Genomic DNA, 18,302 nt, shown 5'->3' on the forward strand with positions numbered 1-18,302 from the left:
ACGAACGCCGGGCTTTTCGAAGCTCGGCGTTTTGTGTTGGGAATATGAAATGAGCTGCCGCACGTTAGTGCGACAGCCCCTTTGCGGTTATACATCTGGAAGAAACGACCGGCGGCAGATTTCGCAGATCAAATATTATTTTTTATAAAAACAGTTTCCGCCAACAATTTTATAGGAAGAATAACTGCCGGTTGAGGCGCGTTTGGCGGCTTTGAAGAAGAGGTAGTCTCCGATATTGTTGGAGCCGGCCAGAGCATCTTTGGTGGCTTTTATGCAGGACTTAGACGGACCTTTTGCCAGGTATTTGTCCAACAGGCCGGAGGTCGCGCCGGGGAACTGGCCGTCGGCGTAGATCACGTCGGAGATCGTTTTGCCCCACTTTTTGGATTTTACACGGTTTACGATGCAGCTTGCCACGGCGAGCTGGTCCTCATAGCGGTCATCGCCAGTCTCCATCGCGACGCAGGCTGCCATCAGATAGATCTCATCTTCAGTGGCGGAGATCACGTAGGACGGTTCTGCGGAGGTTCCGTTTCCGGATGCGCTCAGTGCCGCGGACTCTTCCTTTGCGTCGACAGCGGCAGCAGGAACCGGGCCAATGGAAGCATATTTACTGGAAATATAGCCGTTTGTGTCGGCGGAGAGCTGAACCTTTGCCCAGCCGTCAGATTCACTTAAGACAGGAAAGGAATCGCCTTCAGCCGCCTGTTTTAAGATTGCGGAATATGTGGTTGGGGTCTCGCGGACATTTAAGGTCGTTGCGGTGATCTTTGCGGATAAGAGACCGAGCTCTTTTGCTAACGGCTCGATATCTGCTCCAAAGAGCAGATACTTGTCGCTCATCCATCCTTCAATTTTTCCGGAACGGACCTTCGTCCAGCCATCTTTCTTCTCTAATACGGTTCCGCCCGCTCCACGGTAGCACTTTCCGACGATCTCTCCGTCCGTGGACGGTTTCGTCCGCATATTTAACGGTTCACTTGTCACATTTGCCACGGCAAGATTGTCATAGGCGGATGCGGCGAGAGATGGAAAAGCCGGGAATGCGGTGGAAAGGAACAGGACAGATGCGGCGGCAGCCGCTTTTAAAAGAAGCTTCTTTGAAAAGTCAGGAATCAGATTCTGTAATTTTCTCATGCAAAATTTCCTCATATCAGTTGAATGTCCCGCTTGTATTACGGGAATTGTTTCAAATATTACAAAATTATTACGAAGAAATTATAGCAAAAATGGAGGAATTTGTCAAATCAGCATTCCCATTGATATTTCCTGAGGTCCACATGCATCGCGTCCTTCAGCTCCACGCCTTCCTGTCGCAGCAGAAATGCCTGTTCCGGCCAGCCGGGGACGAGGCGGCCGGCGTGGTTTACGACGCGGTGGCAGGGAAAATCTCCGTAGTTTGAGGCGTGGGAGAGGACCCGGGCCACGAGGCGGGAGTTTTTGTCCCTGCCGATGAGACGGGCGATCTGACCGTAGGTGGCGACGGTTCCCTCGGGAATCTCCGCGACTACGGACAGGACTTCGTATGCGAAATCTTCAGTGAAACGGGCGGATGCTGCCATATTACTGCGTCTCCTTCTGCTCTTCCCACATTTTCACCGGCATGCCGTTGACTTCCACGTTGTCCTCGACCGCTATCACAAGGCAGCGGCGGCCGCCGATGAACTTCGTTTCTACAAGATCTAACCGATCCGGATTGACCTTGATGTCTACGTCCGGTGTCTTCACGGCAAACTTTCCGGTTCCTGTGATGGCCGGGACAAGGATCGCGGTATTTTCTCCGGCAGCTTCCTCGTAGACTTTATCAAAGTGCTCCAGACGTTCCGGCTCCACACCACTCTTTTCGAGAAGATCTTTTACTTCCGGCTTTGTGAGAGTCAGCGGAACTTCGTCTTCCTTATGCTCCTCCGCAAGCTCCGTAAGGTTTTCGTGGATCTGGCGGACAGTCTCATAGTTGCATTCCTCTCCCAGTGTATCGGTCAGGATCTCCTGAAACGCTTCTTTCTGGGACTTAAAGGAGATCGGTGTCGGCGCACCGAGGCAGGCATCAATAAATTCAGAGTGGAGCTCCTCCGGGTTTTTTGAGAAATACAGGACGCTGTGAATATCGCTGCTGCGGTCATTAAATGCAGGGAACAGGAATCCGGTCATCGGGGTCTGTACCCACCAGTCCCGCGGGCGCTCCTCAATTGCATTGGTCGTTTCATTATAAGAAAGACCGGGCTCGGAGAGCTTTACCGGGCAGATGCAGCAGAGGATATGGTTGTAGACCTCCTCGGATGCGTCGAACATTTCCTCATTGTCGGACGCTTTCCCCGGAACATCGTAGGCGCTGTGGATCAGGATAATATAGTAGTTTTCTCCGTACTCATAATTTTCGATCACCTTATTATAGAAGCTATCCACAGTCTCATCGTCAGCGAGCTTTTCATCACGGAGTTTCATGAGAAGCTCATGGGCACTGTCCGGACCTTCGTCGTGGATCGAGTATTCCAGATTGTGGAGATTCTTTCCGATTCCCCCGGAGAGGGCTTTCTTGAAGATCTCGTAGTATTTAAAGATCTCCTCCTCGGACAGGGCGAAGAACGCCTCCTTTAAGGTCGTTTTGATCTGCTTTTCGGCATCAACGTAGCATCCGCAGATGCGGGTGATGGCGTTGTTGTCCTTCTTGAATTGTTTCTTTATTTCTGAAATTTCGCGTTTATTCATAATATGTATCCTTTTCAAAAAAATTCCAGTCATAAAGGATCTTACGTTTCGCTGTAAATGCAATGGAAGATGAAAGTATGACTGGAGAAAAAATCATTGATGATCGATAGATCCTGATTGACAGCGATGTGCAGCTGTTGTGCCGAGAACAGGAGAATGAAAGGCAGCTGGCAAATAAATAGCTGTGAAGACATCTACTTATTTAATAGCTTCTCCGCATAATACATTGCAGCCACATGAACCGCCTGTACAAGCCCGCCGTTTGTCATCAGCTTTTTCGTTTCCTCGGCGGACATCACGACGATCTCCAGATCCTCGGTGGCATCGAGATGCTGTCCGCTGACCCTCTTACAGTCTGTGATCAGATAACAGTGGGCGAAATTGCTGATACACGCCGCGTTTGGCGCGACCTTGCAGAGAAATACCGGCTCGCTTCCGGCATAGCCGGTCTCCTCGAAGAGTTCCCTCGCAGCCCCGGCTGCGGGATCCGCATCTGTCGGCTCCATGCATCCGGCAGGAAGCTCCAAAAGGATCTGTCGCGTTCCATGGCGGTACTGGCGCACGAAGATAAAGTCCCCGTCAACGGTGACAGCGACCACGACAACAAAGTCCGGCACATCATTTACATAAAATGGAGAGATCTTCGTGCCGTCCGGCAGCGCACAGTCGTCGGCGTGAAGATCGATCCAGCGGTCCTTTATGATCGTTTTGGATCCGTTGCAGATCCACGGTTTAATCGACATAACCTTTTCCTCCTAAATCAGGACAAATATAACCTAAAATCCAGTCTGCGCAAGGGGACAGAACAATTTAACGAATTGCCGAACCGGCAAAATGTTCAGGCAGACAAAAGATGACGGAGAGCAGAATGCCATACTGCGATCAGCCTCACTATAATGCGATTAGGCTCTCATCATCCGGTACATAAATATTTCCACTGTAATAGCGTTTTCCCTCACTCTTATAAAGACGTTCCCTTCCGGCAACATTGCTGTCCTCCGTGTGCCAGAGAACGAGGTTCGGGATCCCGAGAGACTCCGCAAGTTCACAGGCGTCCTTCACGGTGCTGTGATGCTTTTCATACGGCTTCCAGATATCGCGCTCCGCATAGAGGCAGAACGCCTCGTGGAGCAGCCAGTCACTGCCGCGCACATACTGTTCACAGTCCGGATTGTACGGCTCATCTCCGACGCAGGTGAGTTTTCTTCCATTATTTAATGTCAGCGTAAAGCCGAACTGTTTTAATTTCGTGGAGTGGATATCGAAGAACGTCACATCATAGCTTAAAATATGGCACGTCTCCCCGTCCTTCACTTCCTCCAGATGGATCCGGTCACCGATCATGTTGTAAAACTTATCCTGGATCGTCAGGCGGCAGAGTGTTTTGATCGTCTCGATCAACTCTGCGTGGCAGTAAATGTGGGCGTCCCCGATATACTGGTCCTTTTTCATCTTTGTTGCGATCATGCGGATCATCCAGACGATGCCGAGTACATGGTCTGTGTGGGCGTGGGTCACGAAAATGTGGTGGATCCGCTCTAAGGGAACCTGCATGTTGTCCAGGATCTTTAAGATCCCGTTTCCGCCGCCGGCATCCACCATAAAATATTCGTCCCCGTCGCGGAGCGCAAAGCATGTATTATAAAGGTTGGTAACCGTGGCATTTCCGGTACCAAAAACGTAGAGAAGCTCGCTGTCCATGAAAATCTCCTTTTCTTCCTGCTCATAAGTGCCGTGCCGTCCAGATCGGCGATCATCACTGTCTGCATCGGCCGGACACCAGATTCTTTGGTTGAGTTTTGAATATGAATATGTTACTATAAAATAAATGGAAAAGCAATTCCCGGGCGGTTAAATTTTTAACCTGTAAGGTGGAAGAAGAGCATGAAAAGCTCCGCAAAAACCAGAAAAAAGCTGTTGTTTTTCATGGCCGAAAGTTTCTAAAATGAAAATTCTCTACCATACAGTAATTAGTGCAGAGTTGGCCGATTTGGAATGCGAATCATCGGCAAAATTCCGCTGCGGAGCACAGACGGAGGTGCTGTGTACTGTAACAGGATTTAAATATCCGGGAAATCGCAGGGAGGAAAACAGAGACAATGAGAGATTTGGACTATCTGAAGCTGCTTGCAAAAGAGTATCCGACCGTGAAAGCGGCCTCCAGTGAGATCATCAACCTGATGGCGATCCGCGGACTTCCGAAAGGAACCGAGTATTTCTTCAGCGACCTGCACGGGGAATACGAAGCGTTTATTCACCTGCTCCGCAGTGCGTCCGGTATTATCCGCGAGAAGATCTCGGAGACCTTCGGGTATGTGATCTCGGACGAAGAGGAGATCGCTCTTGCAAACCTGATCTACTATCCGGAGCGGAATATCCGGAAGATCCAGAAAGCGGGAAAATTTACAGAAGACTGGCAGAGAATTACGATCTACCGTCTGGTGCGCATCTGTAAAGAGGTTTCCTCGAAATTTACGAGATCGAAAGTTCGTAAAAAAATGCCGCCGGCATTCGCTTATATCATCGATGAGCTCCTTCATGTGGACTACAATGATGATAATAAGAAAGTTTACTATGACGAGATCATCCACTCCATCATCGACATCGAGATGGGTGACCAGTTCATCATGGCACTCTGCAACCTGATCCAGAACCTGACAGTGGACAGCCTTCACATTATCGGTGATATCTTTGACCGTGGACCGCGCGCGGACATTATCATGAATGAGCTCATGCACTTCCACGACGTGGATATCCAGTGGGGCAACCATGATATCTCCTGGATGGGTGCGGCGACCGGCAACCTGGCGTGCATCTGCAACGTGCTCCGGATTGCGATCCGTTACAATGGATTCGATGTCCTGGAGGATGGATATGGGATCAACCTTCGCCCCTTATCCATGTTTGCGGCGAAAGTTTATAAGGATGATCCGTGTGAGCGGTTCATGCCGAAGATCCTGGATGAAAATATCTACGACGCAGTAGATCCGGGTCTTGCTGCGAAGATGCACAAAGCGATCACAGTGATCCAGTTCAAGGTGGAAGGTCAGATCACGAAACGCCATCCGGACTATCAGATCAATGACCGGATCCATCTGGAACATATCAACTTTGAAAAAGGAACAGTAAATATCCACGGAAAAGATTACAAGATGCTGGATATGAACTTCCCGACGATTGATCCGAAGGATCCGTTAAAATTCACAAAGGAAGAGCAGGAGCTGATCTACAATCTGGCGCTCTCGTTCCACCACAGTGAGACACTTCACCGTCATATCCGTTTCGTATATTCCCACGGCGCAATGTACAAGAGGTGCAACGGAAACCTGCTGTACCATGGCTGCATCCCGATGAAAGAGGACGGTACCTTCGAGGAGCTGAAGCTGAAAGGGATCATCTATTCCGGAAAACGTCTGCTCGACTATATCGAGGACGCGGTGAAGATGGCATATTTCCTGCCAGAGGATGACCCGACGAAAGACTGGTACCGTGACTTTATGTGGTATTTATGGTGCGGTCCGAAGTCCCCGGTATACGGAAAGGACAATATGGCAACCTTTGAGAACTACTTTGTCGCTGACAAGGCAGCTGCGAAGGAAAATATGAACCCGTATTATAAACTGAGTGAAAAAGAGGAATTCTGTAATAAGATTCTCAAGGAGTTCGGACTTCCGGTGGAAGGTTCCCACATTATCAATGGACATGTACCGGTAAAATTAAAGGATGGTGAGAGCCCGATCAAGGGAAACGGAAAACTCTTCGTCATCGACGGCGGACTTTCCAAGTCCTACCAGCCAAAGACGGGGATCGCAGGTTATACCCTGATCTTCAATTCCCATCATCTGGCGCTTGCGGAGCACAAACCGTTTGACAGGGATCATGAAAATACACCGAAGGTCACGATCGTAGAGAAAATGAAAAAACGTGTGATGGTCGCGGATACCGATACCGGAAAAGAACTTGCGGCAAAGATCGCGGACCTGAAGGAACTTGTGGCAGCATACAGAGGCGGCATCATTAAAGAAAAACTGGAGTAGAATTGCATGAACAAGGACGAATTTTTAAGACGCTTAGAGGACGCGCTTTCGGGTGAAGTCCCGGCGTCCGTGATCCGCGAGAACCTAAATTATTACGCGGATTATCTTTCCCAGGAACTCGGGAAAGGACGTAACATGGACGAGATCATAGAGGAGATCGGCGAGCCGAATATCGTGGCGCGCACGATCATCAATTCCGCGGAGGCTGCGGGAGAGACCGGAGATGGTCATGGAAGCTTTGAGGATGCGTCCCCGCGGGACGATGACAGAAGAAGCACTTACAGCCAGGGAAGTTATCAGAACGGCTCCGCGCCGAATATCCATTATTTCGATCTGAATAAGTGGTACTGGAAATTGGCCCTTGTTGTGATCCTGTTTCTTGTGATCTCCGTGGTGTTCAGCATTATGGGCGGCGTGTTCTATCTCCTGATCCGGTTTTCAGGACCGATCCTGATGTGCCTGATCATTTACTGGATCGTTAAGAATTTCCGGGGAAGATAGCAAAGTAAATATAATGAACAGGCAGTCGGAGCTGTGAGCTGCAGATGCAGGCACGGAAAACGGTGGACCGATTCATGAATTTAAAGCCGGAAATGTCTGAAAAGCCTTGATTTTACTGAAAGAATCAACAGATTACAGGATGTTACAATTGAAATAAGTTATGTAAACAGGTGCGGCGTTCTCTGTTGGGAGCGCCGCATTTTTGCCACAAAACTGGTGATTTTCGCCTAAATTATTAAGAGTTTATGAATTCCTTTGTTTTTATTGACAAAAGAGGCCATAGGAAATATAATTTGTTTGTAACAAAACGTAACATATTTGTAACAAACCTTACAAACTATGAAAGCTTTAAAATAAGAGGATTTCAATGACAAATAAACTTTTCAGAACTTTAAAGATCACCTGTTTATGTATGGCTTTAACCGCAGCGCTTCCGATCGTTTCCTTCGCGGATGAGCAGACTGCAGTGAATGAAAATAAAAAAGTAGTAACGATCATCCACCTCGATGAAAACGGAAATCCGTTAGAAAAGGACAAGCAGACAGAGACAACGACAGAGAGTTCTGAAGAGAATACCGATACAGCTTCCGAAGAGAAAAACACAGACGATACTGCAGCTGACAGTGCGGAGGCAGAAGAGGCAGACGCAGATGAGGAAAATGCGGATGACGAGGAAGTATTAGAGGCAGAGGTCGATGTTGAGGATGACCTCCGCTCCGAGATTGTTACATATGCACTTCAGTTTGTAGGAAACCGTTACAAATACGGTGGAACAAATCCGAATACCGGTGTTGACTGTTCCGGATTTACTTCCTATGTAATGCGTCACGCAGCAGGCGTAGAGCTCCCGCATTCTTCCGGCGGACAGTCCCGTATGGGTCGTGTGGTAAGCAGCTCCGAGATGCGCCCGGGTGATATTATCAGCTATGGTTCCGGAAAGAGGATCAACCACGTTGCCCTCTATATCGGAAATGGACAGATCGTACATGCCTCCACAGAGAAGACCGGAATTAAGGTTTCCAGATGGAACTACCGTACACCAGTGAGGATCGTGAATGTACTTGGTGACTAACCTGAAATTGGATAAAGGATAAAAAGGATTAAAAAAGTGCCCTTTGCAGCAGATTTTTGAGGATTGCTGCTGAGGGCACTTTTGCGTACTATCTTCTCTGGCGGTTTCCGGCATGAAGGATGATCTTAAACACGCCGGCCTGTTCCAACGTCTTTGCCACAAGGAAAAAGATCAGGGAGTCCACAGGCCACTGGATCAGGTTCTTGATGGCGCGGGCCGGCAGGATCGCTAAAAATCCTTTTCCGTTTAAAAGCGTCAGCCAGTAGGTTCCGAGGATGATGTTGCAGAGAATGATCACCACGAGCTTTGCTGTAAGGATCCGCGGCAGGGAAAGGTTCTTTTTATAGAAGAACAGGCCGTAGATAAATGCCGCAAGCATCGCGTTGAACGTAAAGCCCGGCATAAATCCGCCATCCGGCTTTAACATAAACTTGATCACATCCATAGCGCCGCCGAATAATCCGCCGACGACCGGGCCGAACAGATAATCCACCAGCATATTTGGGATCGAACCGAAGCCGATCTTTAAGTTTGGTGTGATCTTAAAAGAGTAGTATCCAAGTACAACGGATAGTGCGCCGAACATGGCGCAGGTGGTGATGGTTGTGACCTTTTTAAATTCGCGGGATGATTCATAGATCCTGGAAAAGAGGTCGTTCGAGCTGTTTTGCATAAAAAAATACCTCCTTTGCAGATTTTCGGACCACAACAGGAGATAATCGAACGGTCACAGACACAAAAGGTATCTGCAAACTATCTTCTGATGCAGCGGGATGCGATATGTGCACCGCGGGAAATTCCCTTCGTCCTGCCAGCAACTCCCTGTCTGGCGGGCACTTGACGCGCACACGTCTACTCTGCATGTTTGTTTGATTTTCAGGGCGGTTGGCGCTCTGATGCCATTACAGTATCATGAATGATGCAGAATGTAAAGCGCCAAACGAAGAAAAGGCATTTTTGACGAAAGAAAGCGAAAAAAATTTCCACAATTTCGGTGTTTTGATGTCTATATTTTTCGGAAACCCTGATTTATAATACATCAAGTTCATTAGAAACCCGTGAGTCATAAAAGATATGAAATCAAATAAACAGACACAGGAGAATTACATATGCAGAAAAGTGAGGTAAAGGATCTGACAGTCGGATCGCCAATGAAGCTGATCTTAAGCTTTGCGGTTCCGATGCTGCTGGGATTTCTTTTTCAGCAGTTTTATAACATGGTAGACACGATCATTGTCGGAAAATGTTTGGGAGTATCGTCTCTGGCGGCGGTTGGATCGACGGGATCGATCAACTTTATGATCATCGGTTTCTGTACCGGTGCCTGCAGCGGATTTGCGATCCCGGTGGCGCAGAAGTTCGGCGCGGGAGATTACAAGGGAATGAGAAAGTTCGTGGCGAATGCCGGATGGCTTTCAGCGGTGTTCGCGGTGGTCATGACGACGGTCGTAGGTGCACTCTGCATGAATATTTTACAGTGGATGAATACGCCGGAGGATATTATTCAGGGCGCATATGATTACATTTTTGTGATTTTCCTTGGAATTCCGGTCACTTACCTTTATAACATGCTGGCGGGAATTATCCGCAGCCTCGGCGACAGCAAGACCCCGGTCTACTTTCTACTGTTATCGTCCCTTCTGAACATCGGTCTTGATTTCTTTACGATCCTGGGACTCGGCATGGGTGTGGGCGGACCGGCTCTGGCTACGGTAATCTCGCAGGGAATTTCGGCAGTGCTCTGTCTGATCTACATGATCCGGCACTATCCGATCCTTCATATGAAAGACGAAGAGTGGAAGCCGGACGGACGCATGCTCGGCACACTCTGCAGCATGGGGATTCCTATGGGACTTCAGTATTCCATCACGGCCATCGGCAGCGTTGTGCTCCAGACTGCGGTAAATTCTCTGGGTTCTATGGCGGTTGCGGCCGTTTCTACGGGAAGCAAGGTCAGTATGTTCTTCTGCTGTCCGTTTGATGCTCTGGGTGGAACCATGGCGACTTACGCGGGACAGAACGTGGGTGCGAAGAAGCTTGACCGTGTGAAAGAGGGACTGAAGGCGGCAAGCCTGATCGGTATCGTCTACTCCCTGATCGCGTTTGTGATCCTGTTCTTTGGCGGAAAGCATATCGCGCTTCTCTTTATGGACGCGGATCAGACGGAGATCATCGGTCGTGTGGCGATGTTCCTGATCGGAAACAGTATGTTCTACATTCCACTGACGTTTGTGAATGTGGTCCGCTTTACGATCCAGGGAATGGGATTTTCGACGTTTGCGATCCTGGCCGGTGTCTGCGAGATGGCTGCACGGTCTCTCGTTGGCTTCTGCCTTGTTCCGGTGTTCGGATTCCTTCCGGCATGTTTTGCGAGTCCGCTTGCATGGATCTTTGCGGATGCGTTCCTGATCCCGGCTTTCTTTCATTGTATGAAAAAATTAAAAGTGCTTTTTGGGGAAACGGCATAAAAGATGTTGCCTGAAAAGATCATGGACAGCGGTGCATAAAAGTTCAGGTTCGGACCATACTAGAGAATGCAGGTGCGGCAGAGGATGCCGCAGCAAAATATTTCCGCCGGTGCGTCTTACAGGCGGCCGTGGAACAACAACTCCAGGAGGTACGAAAAAAATGGCAAGAAACAGCTATGATATGGACGACAACATGAAAAACAGTGGGTCTGAGACTTACGACAAGACAAAGAACCAGAGCAGAAACAGCCAGAACCGTTCGGAGAATAACAGTCAGAACCGTTCGAAGAACAGTTCTAAGGACTCTACGGACAATGGGAGAAACTGCAAAAGATAAAAAAGATGCGGCGGTCTGACTGTGCAGGAAGCTGTGTGGAAAGATTGCGTGGTCGAACAGTCAGATCTGATAAGAATGGCGGTGGGGTGATCCTGCCGCCATTTTTGCGGTTATTGCAGACGAAAGGTATATGATTTCAGACGTTATGCGGACACAGAACGGTCCACGGCAGCTGCATAAAGCATTGAAATGTGCTGGAATTGACTGTGCAGAAAGGAACCATGTCCGGGCCGCCCGGCATATTTTAAATTAAGGATATGTTTCAGGAGAAGGAATATGTTTCGGACGATCTCGATGCAGCAGCTGGAACAACTTCTGGACGGGGAGCGGACATTCACGTTGCTGGATGTGCGGGAACAGAAGGAATATGAGGCAGGGCATCTCCTGGGGGCTGTGAACCTGCCTTATGAACAGCTGGATGAAGTGGAGGCAGAGATCACAAAAGACCGTCCTGTGGTCATCTACTGCGCCTACGGAGGGCAGAGTCTGCTCGCGGCGAGAGAACTCGCGGGACGCGGGTATGATGCGGTGAATGCACTGGGAGGACTGCATTATTACAGGGGAAAATATTATGTGGGATGCCGGGAGTAAAAGTTCCGGAAGAAAAGAAAGTGATGATTTGGCAGGGTAGGACTGTCGATTATCGAAAAAAATTCCGGATGGAATGCTTGGCATGATATGGTCACGGTCACGGGTGCTTTGCATGGTCAGAAAACTCCTGTACCGTGGGCAGGAAGCCTGGATTGTAGTTTTACGGGGATTGACAGGGTGACTGCGAACCCTTAAAATTAAATGGAATACAGCCATCCGGCGAACGATACGGATGGAATGAAACTATGAAAATAAAGTGGCTGCGAATTTAAAATGGATTTTTGCTCGTAAGTTGCCATGCATCCGAAGGGAAGCTCTGGGGGAGGTTGTTCCTGTAGGTGTGAGGGTACTGAACAGTTACGTGAGCAGCTGCGCGATACATCAGAACGGAGAAAATCAGATTGAATACATTTGAATTGATCGTCCCATGCCATTTCGGCCTGGAGGCAGTGATGAAAAAAGAAATCCTGGACCTTGGATATGAGGTCAGCCAGGTGGAAGACGGGCGTGTGACATTTATCGGCGACGCGGAGGCGATCTGCCGTGCCAATATTTTCCTCAGAACAACGGAGCGCGTACTTTTAAAGGTCGGCAGTTTCCGTGCAGAGACTTTCGAGGAACTGTTCCAGGGGACCCGCGCGATCCCGTGGGAGGAATATCTCCCGAAGGATGCGAAATTCTGGGTCGCGAAAGCTTCCTCCATTAAGAGCAAGCTCTTCAGCCCGTCCGATATCCAGTCCATCATGAAAAAAGCCATGGTCGAGAGGATGAAAAAGGCATATGGGATCGAATGGTTCCCGGAGATCGGTGCAAGCTTCCCGCTGCGCGTATTCCTTCACAAGGACACGGTGACGGTAGCGCTTGACACGACCGGAGAATCCCTGCATAAGCGCGGTTACAGGACCCTGACAAGTAAGGCGCCGATCACGGAGACGCTGGCGGCGGCACTCATCATGCTGACTCCGTGGAAGAGCGACCGGATCCTCGTGGATCCGTTCTGCGGAAGCGGAACCTTCCCGATCGAGGCGGCGATGATCGCAGCGAATATGGCGCCGGGCATGAACCGGGAATTCCTCTCCGAGGACTGGAAACATCTGATCCCGAGAAAATGCTGGTATGATGCGATGGACGAGGCGAACGATCTTGTGGATCTTTCTGTCCAGACGGATATCCAGGGCTACGACATTGACGGGGACATCATCCGTGCAGCGAGAGCGAACGCGAAGGCAGCAGGCGTGGACGAACTGATCCATTTCCAGCAGCGTCCGGTGAGTGGGCTCAGCCATCCGAAAAAATACGGATTCCTGATCACAAACCCGCCGTATGGGGAGCGAATCGAGGAGAAGAAGAACCTGCCGGAGTTATATAAGACGATCGGAGAGCGTTTCGCGGCGCTTGATTCCTGGTCAGCTTATATCATCACGGCGTATGAAGATACCGAGCGCTATTTCGGACGCAAGGCGGATAAGAACCGGAAGATCTATAATGGTATGATGAAGACATATTTCTACCAGTTCCTGGGACCGAAGCCACCGGCAAGGAAACGTGAGGAGAGAAAAGAAGCGCAGTGATAACTGCTCAGCAGGTCTGCGCACTTGTTGCGCTGACCGTAATAAAGCACAGGCTTGAAGGTGAAAATCCCATCGGCGCAGCCGACCAGGAATGGATTTTTGATCGTAACCTGCCATGCAGGACAGGGAAAATGCCGATTGCAGGCGGAATGTGGGTAAGACGGAGAAGATGAGAAGCCGAAGAAGGAAAAGACGTGGGAGCGGTCTGTGGCCCGGAGCGGTCGCAGTGCTGGCAGCAGGCATGGTTTTTGCTGCGAGGACAGAAATCCTGGATCTGGCAAAGACAGGGATCGACCTCGTAGTGGACGATGACCATCAGGAAAACAGCGCAGAGAAGCCTGATCTGAGCGTCACGGAGAATTCTGACGCTGCAGCTGATGGGGAAGAAACACTGACGGATGCCGGAGCGAACAGTACAGATGAAACGGGAGCTGACCGGAAATACATGGATGCGGACAGTGAAATTTCCGCAGATGGATCCGGGGAGCAGGAGTTTATAGAACTCCCGTCATCCTACGATCTGAGGGAACACCGGGCGATCCGTGTTTCCGACCAGGGAGATCTCGGTACGTGCTGGGCATTCGCGGCATTAAAGGCGGTGGAGACGTCCATGCCGGAATCCATGGCAGTGCCGCTCTCGGCGGACCATATGTCGATCCACAACAGCTTCGGAATCAGTCAGGATTCCGGCGGGGATTACAGTATGGCGATGGCCTACCTTCTCGCCTGGCAGGGACCTGTCGCGGAGGCGGACGATCCATATGGGGACAGCACCTCACCGGACGGTCTTGCACCGGTCTGTCATGTCCAGGAGATTAGGATCCTGCAAGCGAAGGATTATGGCGCGGTAAAACGGGCGGTATTTTTATACGGAGGCGTCCAGACATCGCTCTATCTTCCGGCGGAAAACCGTGGGGGCGACGGAAATGTCTGTTATAAAGGCAGCGAGGAGCCGAACCATGACACCGTGATCATCGGCTGGGATGACGATTATCCGAAGGAAAAGTTCGCATCAGCTCCGGAGTCGGACGGGGCGTTTCTCTGCATCAACAGCTGGGGAGAAACCTTTGGGGATGGTGGATTTTTTCATGTCTCCTACGAGGACAGCCGGATCGCGGAGAGCAGTATCTCCTATCGCGGGATCGAGCCGTCGGATAATTATGACAGGAATTACCAGAGTGATCTCTGCGGATGGACCGGTCAGATGGGCTATGGAGAGCCGGACGCATGGATGGCGAACGTGTATACAGCAGAGTCGGAGGAGACGCTGGAGGCAGTGGGATTTTATGCCACGGCGCCGGACACGGAATACGAAGTGTATGTGTTTGACGGGGACAGTTTCCGTGAACATGTGGAAAACGGTGTGAAATTTCAGGTGGACAGTGGAAAAGTCCTGGCATTCGGCATGGTCACGGATGCAGGATTTTATACGGTCCGCCTGGCAAAACCGCAGACGGTGAATGCAGGAGAGCCGTTCGCTGTGGCAGTTAAGATCCACACGCCGGGGACAACGCAGCCGGTGGCGGTGGAGTATGCAGGCAGCGGGCGGACAGGAAATGTTGACATAAGTGACGGTGAGGGGTATATTAGTTTTGATGGCGGCACATGGGAGCGGACCGAAGAGTCAAAGGGATGCAACGTGTGCCTGAAAGCCTACAGCAGGATCATTGGAAAGTGAGAAGAACATGGAACATAAGATTGTTTTTGCAACATCAAATGCCGGAAAGATGCGGGAGATCCGTGAGATCTTAAAGGACCTCGGAGCGGAGATCCTGTCGATGAAGGAGGCAGGCGTGGATGTTGATATTGTGGAAGATGGAGATACATTCGCGGCAAATGCGTTAATTAAGGCAAAAGCTGTTTGGGAGAAGACCGGTGGGATCGTTCTCGCGGATGATTCCGGGCTTGTGATCGATGCCTTAAACGGGGAGCCGGGCGTCTACTCCGCGCGGTATATGGGGGAGAAGACTTCCTATGAGATCAAGAACTGGAATCTGATCCATCGTCTGGACGGTGTCCCGGAGGAGAAGCGCACGGCGCGCTTCGTCTGTGTGATCGCAGCGGTCCTTCCGGATGGAAGAACCTTGACAGCGGAGGGAACGATGGAAGGCGTGATTGCGCATGAACCGGCTGGTGCCGGCGGATTCGGCTATGATCCGATCCTGATGCTTCCGGAATACGGGAAGACATCGGCGGAGATCACTATGGATGAGAAGAATGCCATCAGCCACCGCGGTAAAGCGCTTCGGGCGATGAAAAAATGTCTTGCAGAAGAAATCGGAGAGTAAGGTATGAAAATTCTGATCGTGAGCGATACCCACAGAAGAGATGGAAATCTCAGGGCAATTATTGAAAAACAGTCCCCGTTCGATATGCTGATCCATCTGGGGGATACCGAGGGCAGCGAGATCTATTTTAAGGAATGGGTGAATAATGATAACTGCGTGATCCATGTTGTGCGCGGAAATAATGATTTCTTTTCCCAGACAGACAAGGAGAAGGAGATCTCCATCGGGAAATACCGGGCATTTCTGACTCACGGTCACATGTACGGCGTATCGTTTGAGCTGGAGACGATCAAGGAAGAGGCGAGAGCCAGAAAGGTGGATATTGTCATGTTTGGCCATACCCACAAGCCGCATCTGGAGTACTGTGAGGATGGGCTTGTGGTGCTGAATCCGGGAAGTCTTTCTTATCCGAGACAGGACGGGAGAAAACCATCGTATATGCTGATGGAGATCGACCGGAATGGGGAGGCGCATTATACGGTCTGTTATGTGGATCAGGATCGGGATATTCCGTCGGGGTTGTATTAGACGGGGTGTGACTGAGATATGGTGTTGGCGAGAGGGCGAAGAAAGATTTTGACTGGATCGCAGTGTTAGCGAGAGTACGCGGTGAGCTTTCGCCCAGGAGCGCCCAGGGATGCGGGGATGGTTCCGTTAAGCTCCCGGGAGACTGCTAAGGGCGGGACACAGATACCGCAAACTCGCTTCGCTCAGACAGTGCGGTCTCTGCGTCCCAACGCAGTCACCCGCGAGCTAAGAGGAACCAGATCCCCGGATCAAGGCACTCCTGGGCGGAAGATCACCGCTGGTAGTGTCGAGAATACAGTCACCCTTTGCTGAAACAGTTATACCTGCGAGTTAAGAAAAAGTAGATGCCTGGATCGAGGTCCTTAGTCAGAAGCTTCCCGCTGACTGCAGTGACGGTCGCGGGTTTTAATGGCTTGGAGGGTAACGTGGACTGCAATTTTATTGGAAGATTTCAAAAAAATGGTTGACAATCTATCGCGTTCACGGTATAATTTTAAACGCATTTAGTGAACTTTTGCTTTTCAAATGCTTCGCAGAAATTCCGGGGTGTGGCTCAGCTTGGCTAGAGCACCTGGTTTGGGACCAGGGGGTCGCAGGTTCGAATCCTGTCACCCCGATTTTTATCGAAAAAAAGATAAAAAAGTTGTTGACAGATGAACGGATATGAGATATAATATTCGAGTCAGCGAAAATAAAACAAAGTTTTCCTGCGGGTGTAGTTCAATGGTAGAACACCAGCCTTCCAAGCTGGATACGTGGGTTCGATTCCCATCACCCGCTTTGCTTTTGCGAAAAAGCATAATGAGTCTGTAGCTCAGCTGGATAGAGCAACGGCCTTCTAAGCCGTGGGTCGGGGGTTCGAATCCCTTCAGGCTCATTTGAAATCAAGTGCGATTTCGAATTTTATATTATGGTGGGTATAGCGCAGCTGGTTAGCGCGCCAGATTGTGGCTCTGGAGGCCCAGGGTTCGAATCCCTGTATCCACCCGTATTTCCCTGGGAAGCAGTTCCCGGGGCTTTTTGTTTTGTTGGGGAAGCTGCTGTGTTAATAGGTCCTATGTCAATGGATGGGGCGGAGTTCATAAGAACTCTGCCCCATCGTTGGTTCTGGAATGGTTTGTGATAGCTATTAAAAACTTCCGGGAGCTTTAACCGCGTTCAGAGGTTAGATTTCCTGTTGCAAACAGATAAAAAAAGTGCTTATAATAAAAATTACAAGCACTGGATTTGCGAATCATTTCCTGGGCCAACGGGATTCGAACCCGTGGAATGCAGGAGTCAAAGTCCTGTGCCTTACCGCTTGGCGATGGCCCAGGAAATGATTCGCTGTCATATGAATGTGGCTGAATCTTTGATACAACCATAACGATATTATTCTACCATAAGACATGGAAAAATACAAGCAAAGGTTCTTCGGAACAGTGACAAAGAGAAAAGCGAGTTATTTTTCGCGAGTAGGGATTTTACGAACTGAAAATTCCGTATGATACCGCTGCAATCGAGGATTTTGCCGATTCGGAATGCGAAGCATTGGAAAATTTTGTTACACAGTATATGCTATGGTAACGGGAAAGATACGAAAGGGGTAGAAGGAATGGCAGAGAATAAGCCGATGGATATTGTGGAAAAACCAACAAAAAATGAAACAGTCTGTGAAAAAAGCCGCGGGGACCGCGCGCGGGAACTGTTCCGGGAAGGTTACAATTGCTCCCAGGCGGTGACGCTGGCATTTGCTGAGGAGCTGGAAGCACGGGGGATCAGCAGAGAGATGGCGGCAGGCCTGGCGTCCTCGTTTGGCGGCGGCCTCGGAAGACTTCGGGAGGTATGTGGCTGTGTCAGCGGAATGGCACTGGTCTGTGGGGCTCTGGAAGGCTATACAGACCCGAAGGCGGCAGCGGCGAAGCAGGATCACTATAAGAAAATTCAGGAGCTTGTAACGACGTTCAAGAACGAGAACGGAAGCTACATCTGCCGGGAGCTGCTGGCCGGGATTAATACGGATACGAATCCGGCGCCGGAGGCGAGAACGGAGAGCTACTATAAAAAGCGCCCGTGTGCAGAGCTCGCAGCCTGTGCAGCGGATATTCTGGAGAGACATTTGAAAGAGAACCAGAAATAATAAAATCAACTTCGGCGTGCTGCGGTGAACTGCTTGCAGCGGCAGTTCGGGCGAAGAATTGAATTTCCGATTTTGAGAAGA

Annotated in this window: 17 protein-coding genes, 5 tRNA genes and 1 riboswitch; of the genes, 15 read left to right on the forward strand and 7 right to left on the reverse strand. The window is 50.0% G+C overall.

Annotated features, from left to right (window positions below; genetic code table 11):
• Positions 1–135: 135 nt before the first annotated feature.
• From GPK90_RS07020 to GPK90_RS07040, 5 genes are all read right to left on the reverse strand, one after another.
• Positions 136–1,137, reverse strand: coding sequence for an SH3 domain-containing protein (locus GPK90_RS07020; RefSeq protein ID WP_215702600.1), 1,002 nt, complete (start codon positions 1,135–1,137; stop codon positions 136–138).
• Between the two features lie 110 nt (positions 1,138–1,247).
• Positions 1,248–1,562, reverse strand: a complete 315-nt coding sequence (locus GPK90_RS07025) for an MGMT family protein (RefSeq protein WP_118297273.1) — start codon at positions 1,560–1,562, stop codon at positions 1,248–1,250.
• A gap of 1 nt (position 1,563) precedes the next feature.
• On the reverse strand, positions 1,564–2,709 hold the full coding sequence (locus GPK90_RS07030; protein WP_118297272.1) for a DUF4317 domain-containing protein: 1,146 nt from the start codon (positions 2,707–2,709) through the stop codon (positions 1,564–1,566).
• A 194-nt stretch (positions 2,710–2,903) separates the two neighbouring features.
• Positions 2,904–3,452: an NUDIX hydrolase gene (locus tag GPK90_RS07035; protein ID WP_118321907.1), complete on the reverse strand. Its 549-nt coding sequence runs from the start codon at positions 3,450–3,452 to the stop codon at positions 2,904–2,906.
• A gap of 148 nt (positions 3,453–3,600) precedes the next feature.
• The gene (locus tag GPK90_RS07040) at positions 3,601–4,410 is read right to left on the reverse strand and encodes an MBL fold metallo-hydrolase (RefSeq protein ID WP_215702601.1); all 810 of its coding nucleotides are present in this window, start codon (positions 4,408–4,410) and stop codon (positions 3,601–3,603) included.
• Positions 4,411–4,808: 398 nt separating this feature from the next.
• Between GPK90_RS07040 and GPK90_RS07045 the strand changes: the two genes are divergently transcribed.
• From GPK90_RS07045 to GPK90_RS07055, 3 genes are all read left to right on the forward strand, one after another.
• Positions 4,809–6,746, forward strand: a complete 1,938-nt coding sequence (locus GPK90_RS07045) for a fructose-1,6-bisphosphatase (RefSeq protein ID WP_118531114.1) — start codon at positions 4,809–4,811, stop codon at positions 6,744–6,746.
• A gap of 6 nt (positions 6,747–6,752) precedes the next feature.
• Complete coding sequence (locus tag GPK90_RS07050; protein ID WP_215702602.1) at positions 6,753–7,247, forward strand: DUF1700 domain-containing protein; 495 nt, start codon at positions 6,753–6,755, stop codon at positions 7,245–7,247.
• A gap of 367 nt (positions 7,248–7,614) precedes the next feature.
• Positions 7,615–8,319: a C40 family peptidase gene (locus tag GPK90_RS07055; RefSeq protein WP_118531110.1), complete on the forward strand. Its 705-nt coding sequence runs from the start codon at positions 7,615–7,617 to the stop codon at positions 8,317–8,319.
• A gap of 88 nt (positions 8,320–8,407) precedes the next feature.
• Here the strand turns inward: GPK90_RS07055 and GPK90_RS07060 are convergent, their stop codons facing one another.
• On the reverse strand, positions 8,408–8,992 hold the full coding sequence (locus tag GPK90_RS07060) for a folate family ECF transporter S component (protein WP_215702603.1): 585 nt from the start codon (positions 8,990–8,992) through the stop codon (positions 8,408–8,410).
• Positions 8,993–9,083: 91 nt separating this feature from the next.
• Positions 9,084–9,181: riboswitch (THF riboswitch) on the reverse strand.
• Positions 9,182–9,428: 247 nt separating this feature from the next.
• Between GPK90_RS07060 and GPK90_RS07065 the strand changes: the two genes are divergently transcribed.
• The 11 genes from GPK90_RS07065 (at position 9,429) to GPK90_RS07115 (ending at position 17,089) form a co-directional block, all read left to right on the forward strand.
• The gene (locus tag GPK90_RS07065; protein ID WP_118599311.1) at positions 9,429–10,787 is read left to right on the forward strand and encodes an MATE family efflux transporter; all 1,359 of its coding nucleotides are present in this window, start codon (positions 9,429–9,431) and stop codon (positions 10,785–10,787) included.
• A 160-nt stretch (positions 10,788–10,947) separates the two neighbouring features.
• Positions 10,948–11,124, forward strand: coding sequence for a hypothetical protein (locus GPK90_RS07070; RefSeq protein ID WP_182426430.1), 177 nt, complete (start codon positions 10,948–10,950; stop codon positions 11,122–11,124).
• 276 nt (positions 11,125–11,400) lie between these two features.
• Complete coding sequence (locus GPK90_RS07075; RefSeq protein WP_118531104.1) at positions 11,401–11,715, forward strand: rhodanese-like domain-containing protein; 315 nt, start codon at positions 11,401–11,403, stop codon at positions 11,713–11,715.
• Between the two features lie 401 nt (positions 11,716–12,116).
• Entirely contained in the window at positions 12,117–13,286 is a 1,170-nt protein-coding gene (locus GPK90_RS07080; RefSeq protein ID WP_215702604.1) for a THUMP domain-containing class I SAM-dependent RNA methyltransferase, read from the forward strand.
• A 169-nt stretch (positions 13,287–13,455) separates the two neighbouring features.
• Entirely contained in the window at positions 13,456–14,964 is a 1,509-nt protein-coding gene (locus GPK90_RS07085; RefSeq protein WP_215702605.1) for a lectin like domain-containing protein, read from the forward strand.
• 7 nt (positions 14,965–14,971) lie between these two features.
• Entirely contained in the window at positions 14,972–15,574 is a 603-nt protein-coding gene (locus GPK90_RS07090) for an XTP/dITP diphosphatase (RefSeq protein WP_118297378.1), read from the forward strand.
• Between the two features lie 3 nt (positions 15,575–15,577).
• Entirely contained in the window at positions 15,578–16,102 is a 525-nt protein-coding gene (locus tag GPK90_RS07095; RefSeq protein ID WP_118297260.1) for a metallophosphoesterase family protein, read from the forward strand.
• 542 nt (positions 16,103–16,644) lie between these two features.
• Positions 16,645–16,719 (forward strand) — tRNA-Pro (locus GPK90_RS07100).
• 92 nt (positions 16,720–16,811) lie between these two features.
• Positions 16,812–16,882, forward strand: a tRNA-Gly gene (locus GPK90_RS07105).
• 23 nt (positions 16,883–16,905) lie between these two features.
• Positions 16,906–16,979: transfer RNA gene (locus tag GPK90_RS07110), tRNA-Arg, on the forward strand.
• 36 nt (positions 16,980–17,015) lie between these two features.
• A tRNA-His gene (locus tag GPK90_RS07115) sits at positions 17,016–17,089 on the forward strand.
• Between the two features lie 254 nt (positions 17,090–17,343).
• Here GPK90_RS07115 and GPK90_RS07120 read toward each other — a convergent pair.
• Positions 17,344–17,416 (reverse strand) — tRNA-Gln (locus GPK90_RS07120).
• A gap of 280 nt (positions 17,417–17,696) precedes the next feature.
• Between GPK90_RS07120 and GPK90_RS07125 the strand changes: the two genes are divergently transcribed.
• Positions 17,697–18,221, forward strand: a complete 525-nt coding sequence (locus tag GPK90_RS07125) for a C-GCAxxG-C-C family protein (protein WP_252197384.1) — start codon at positions 17,697–17,699, stop codon at positions 18,219–18,221.
• Positions 18,222–18,302: the final 81 nt, after the last annotated feature.

The organism is Clostridium sp. MCC344, assembly GCF_018785365.1.
In the GTDB taxonomy this organism is placed as follows: domain Bacteria; phylum Bacillota; class Clostridia; order Lachnospirales; family Lachnospiraceae; genus Pilosibacter.

Bases quoted from the DNA above. Each gene is read 5' to 3' on its own strand.
- GPK90_RS07065 (WP_118599311.1), top strand. From the start codon at position 9,429: ATGCAGAAAAGTGAGGTAAAGGATCTGACAGTCGGATCGCCAATGAAG.
- GPK90_RS07125 (WP_252197384.1), top strand. From the start codon at position 17,697: ATGGCAGAGAATAAGCCGATGGATATTGTGGAAAAACCAACAAAAAAT.
- GPK90_RS07060 (WP_215702603.1), bottom strand. From the start codon at position 8,992: ATGCAAAACAGCTCGAACGACCTCTTTTCCAGGATCTATGAATCATCC.
- GPK90_RS07045 (WP_118531114.1), top strand. From the start codon at position 4,809: ATGAGAGATTTGGACTATCTGAAGCTGCTTGCAAAAGAGTATCCGACC.
- GPK90_RS07075 (WP_118531104.1), top strand. From the start codon at position 11,401: ATGTTTCGGACGATCTCGATGCAGCAGCTGGAACAACTTCTGGACGGG.
- GPK90_RS07090 (WP_118297378.1), top strand. From the start codon at position 14,972: ATGGAACATAAGATTGTTTTTGCAACATCAAATGCCGGAAAGATGCGG.
- GPK90_RS07040 (WP_215702601.1), bottom strand. From the start codon at position 4,410: ATGGACAGCGAGCTTCTCTACGTTTTTGGTACCGGAAATGCCACGGTT.
- GPK90_RS07095 (WP_118297260.1), top strand. From the start codon at position 15,578: ATGAAAATTCTGATCGTGAGCGATACCCACAGAAGAGATGGAAATCTC.
- GPK90_RS07030 (WP_118297272.1), bottom strand. From the start codon at position 2,709: ATGAATAAACGCGAAATTTCAGAAATAAAGAAACAATTCAAGAAGGAC.
- GPK90_RS07050 (WP_215702602.1), top strand. From the start codon at position 6,753: ATGAACAAGGACGAATTTTTAAGACGCTTAGAGGACGCGCTTTCGGGT.
- GPK90_RS07035 (WP_118321907.1), bottom strand. From the start codon at position 3,452: ATGTCGATTAAACCGTGGATCTGCAACGGATCCAAAACGATCATAAAG.
- GPK90_RS07020 (WP_215702600.1), bottom strand. From the start codon at position 1,137: ATGAGAAAATTACAGAATCTGATTCCTGACTTTTCAAAGAAGCTTCTT.
- GPK90_RS07025 (WP_118297273.1), bottom strand. From the start codon at position 1,562: ATGGCAGCATCCGCCCGTTTCACTGAAGATTTCGCATACGAAGTCCTG.
- GPK90_RS07085 (WP_215702605.1), top strand. From the start codon at position 13,456: ATGAGAAGCCGAAGAAGGAAAAGACGTGGGAGCGGTCTGTGGCCCGGA.
- GPK90_RS07070 (WP_182426430.1), top strand. From the start codon at position 10,948: ATGGCAAGAAACAGCTATGATATGGACGACAACATGAAAAACAGTGGG.
- GPK90_RS07055 (WP_118531110.1), top strand. From the start codon at position 7,615: ATGACAAATAAACTTTTCAGAACTTTAAAGATCACCTGTTTATGTATG.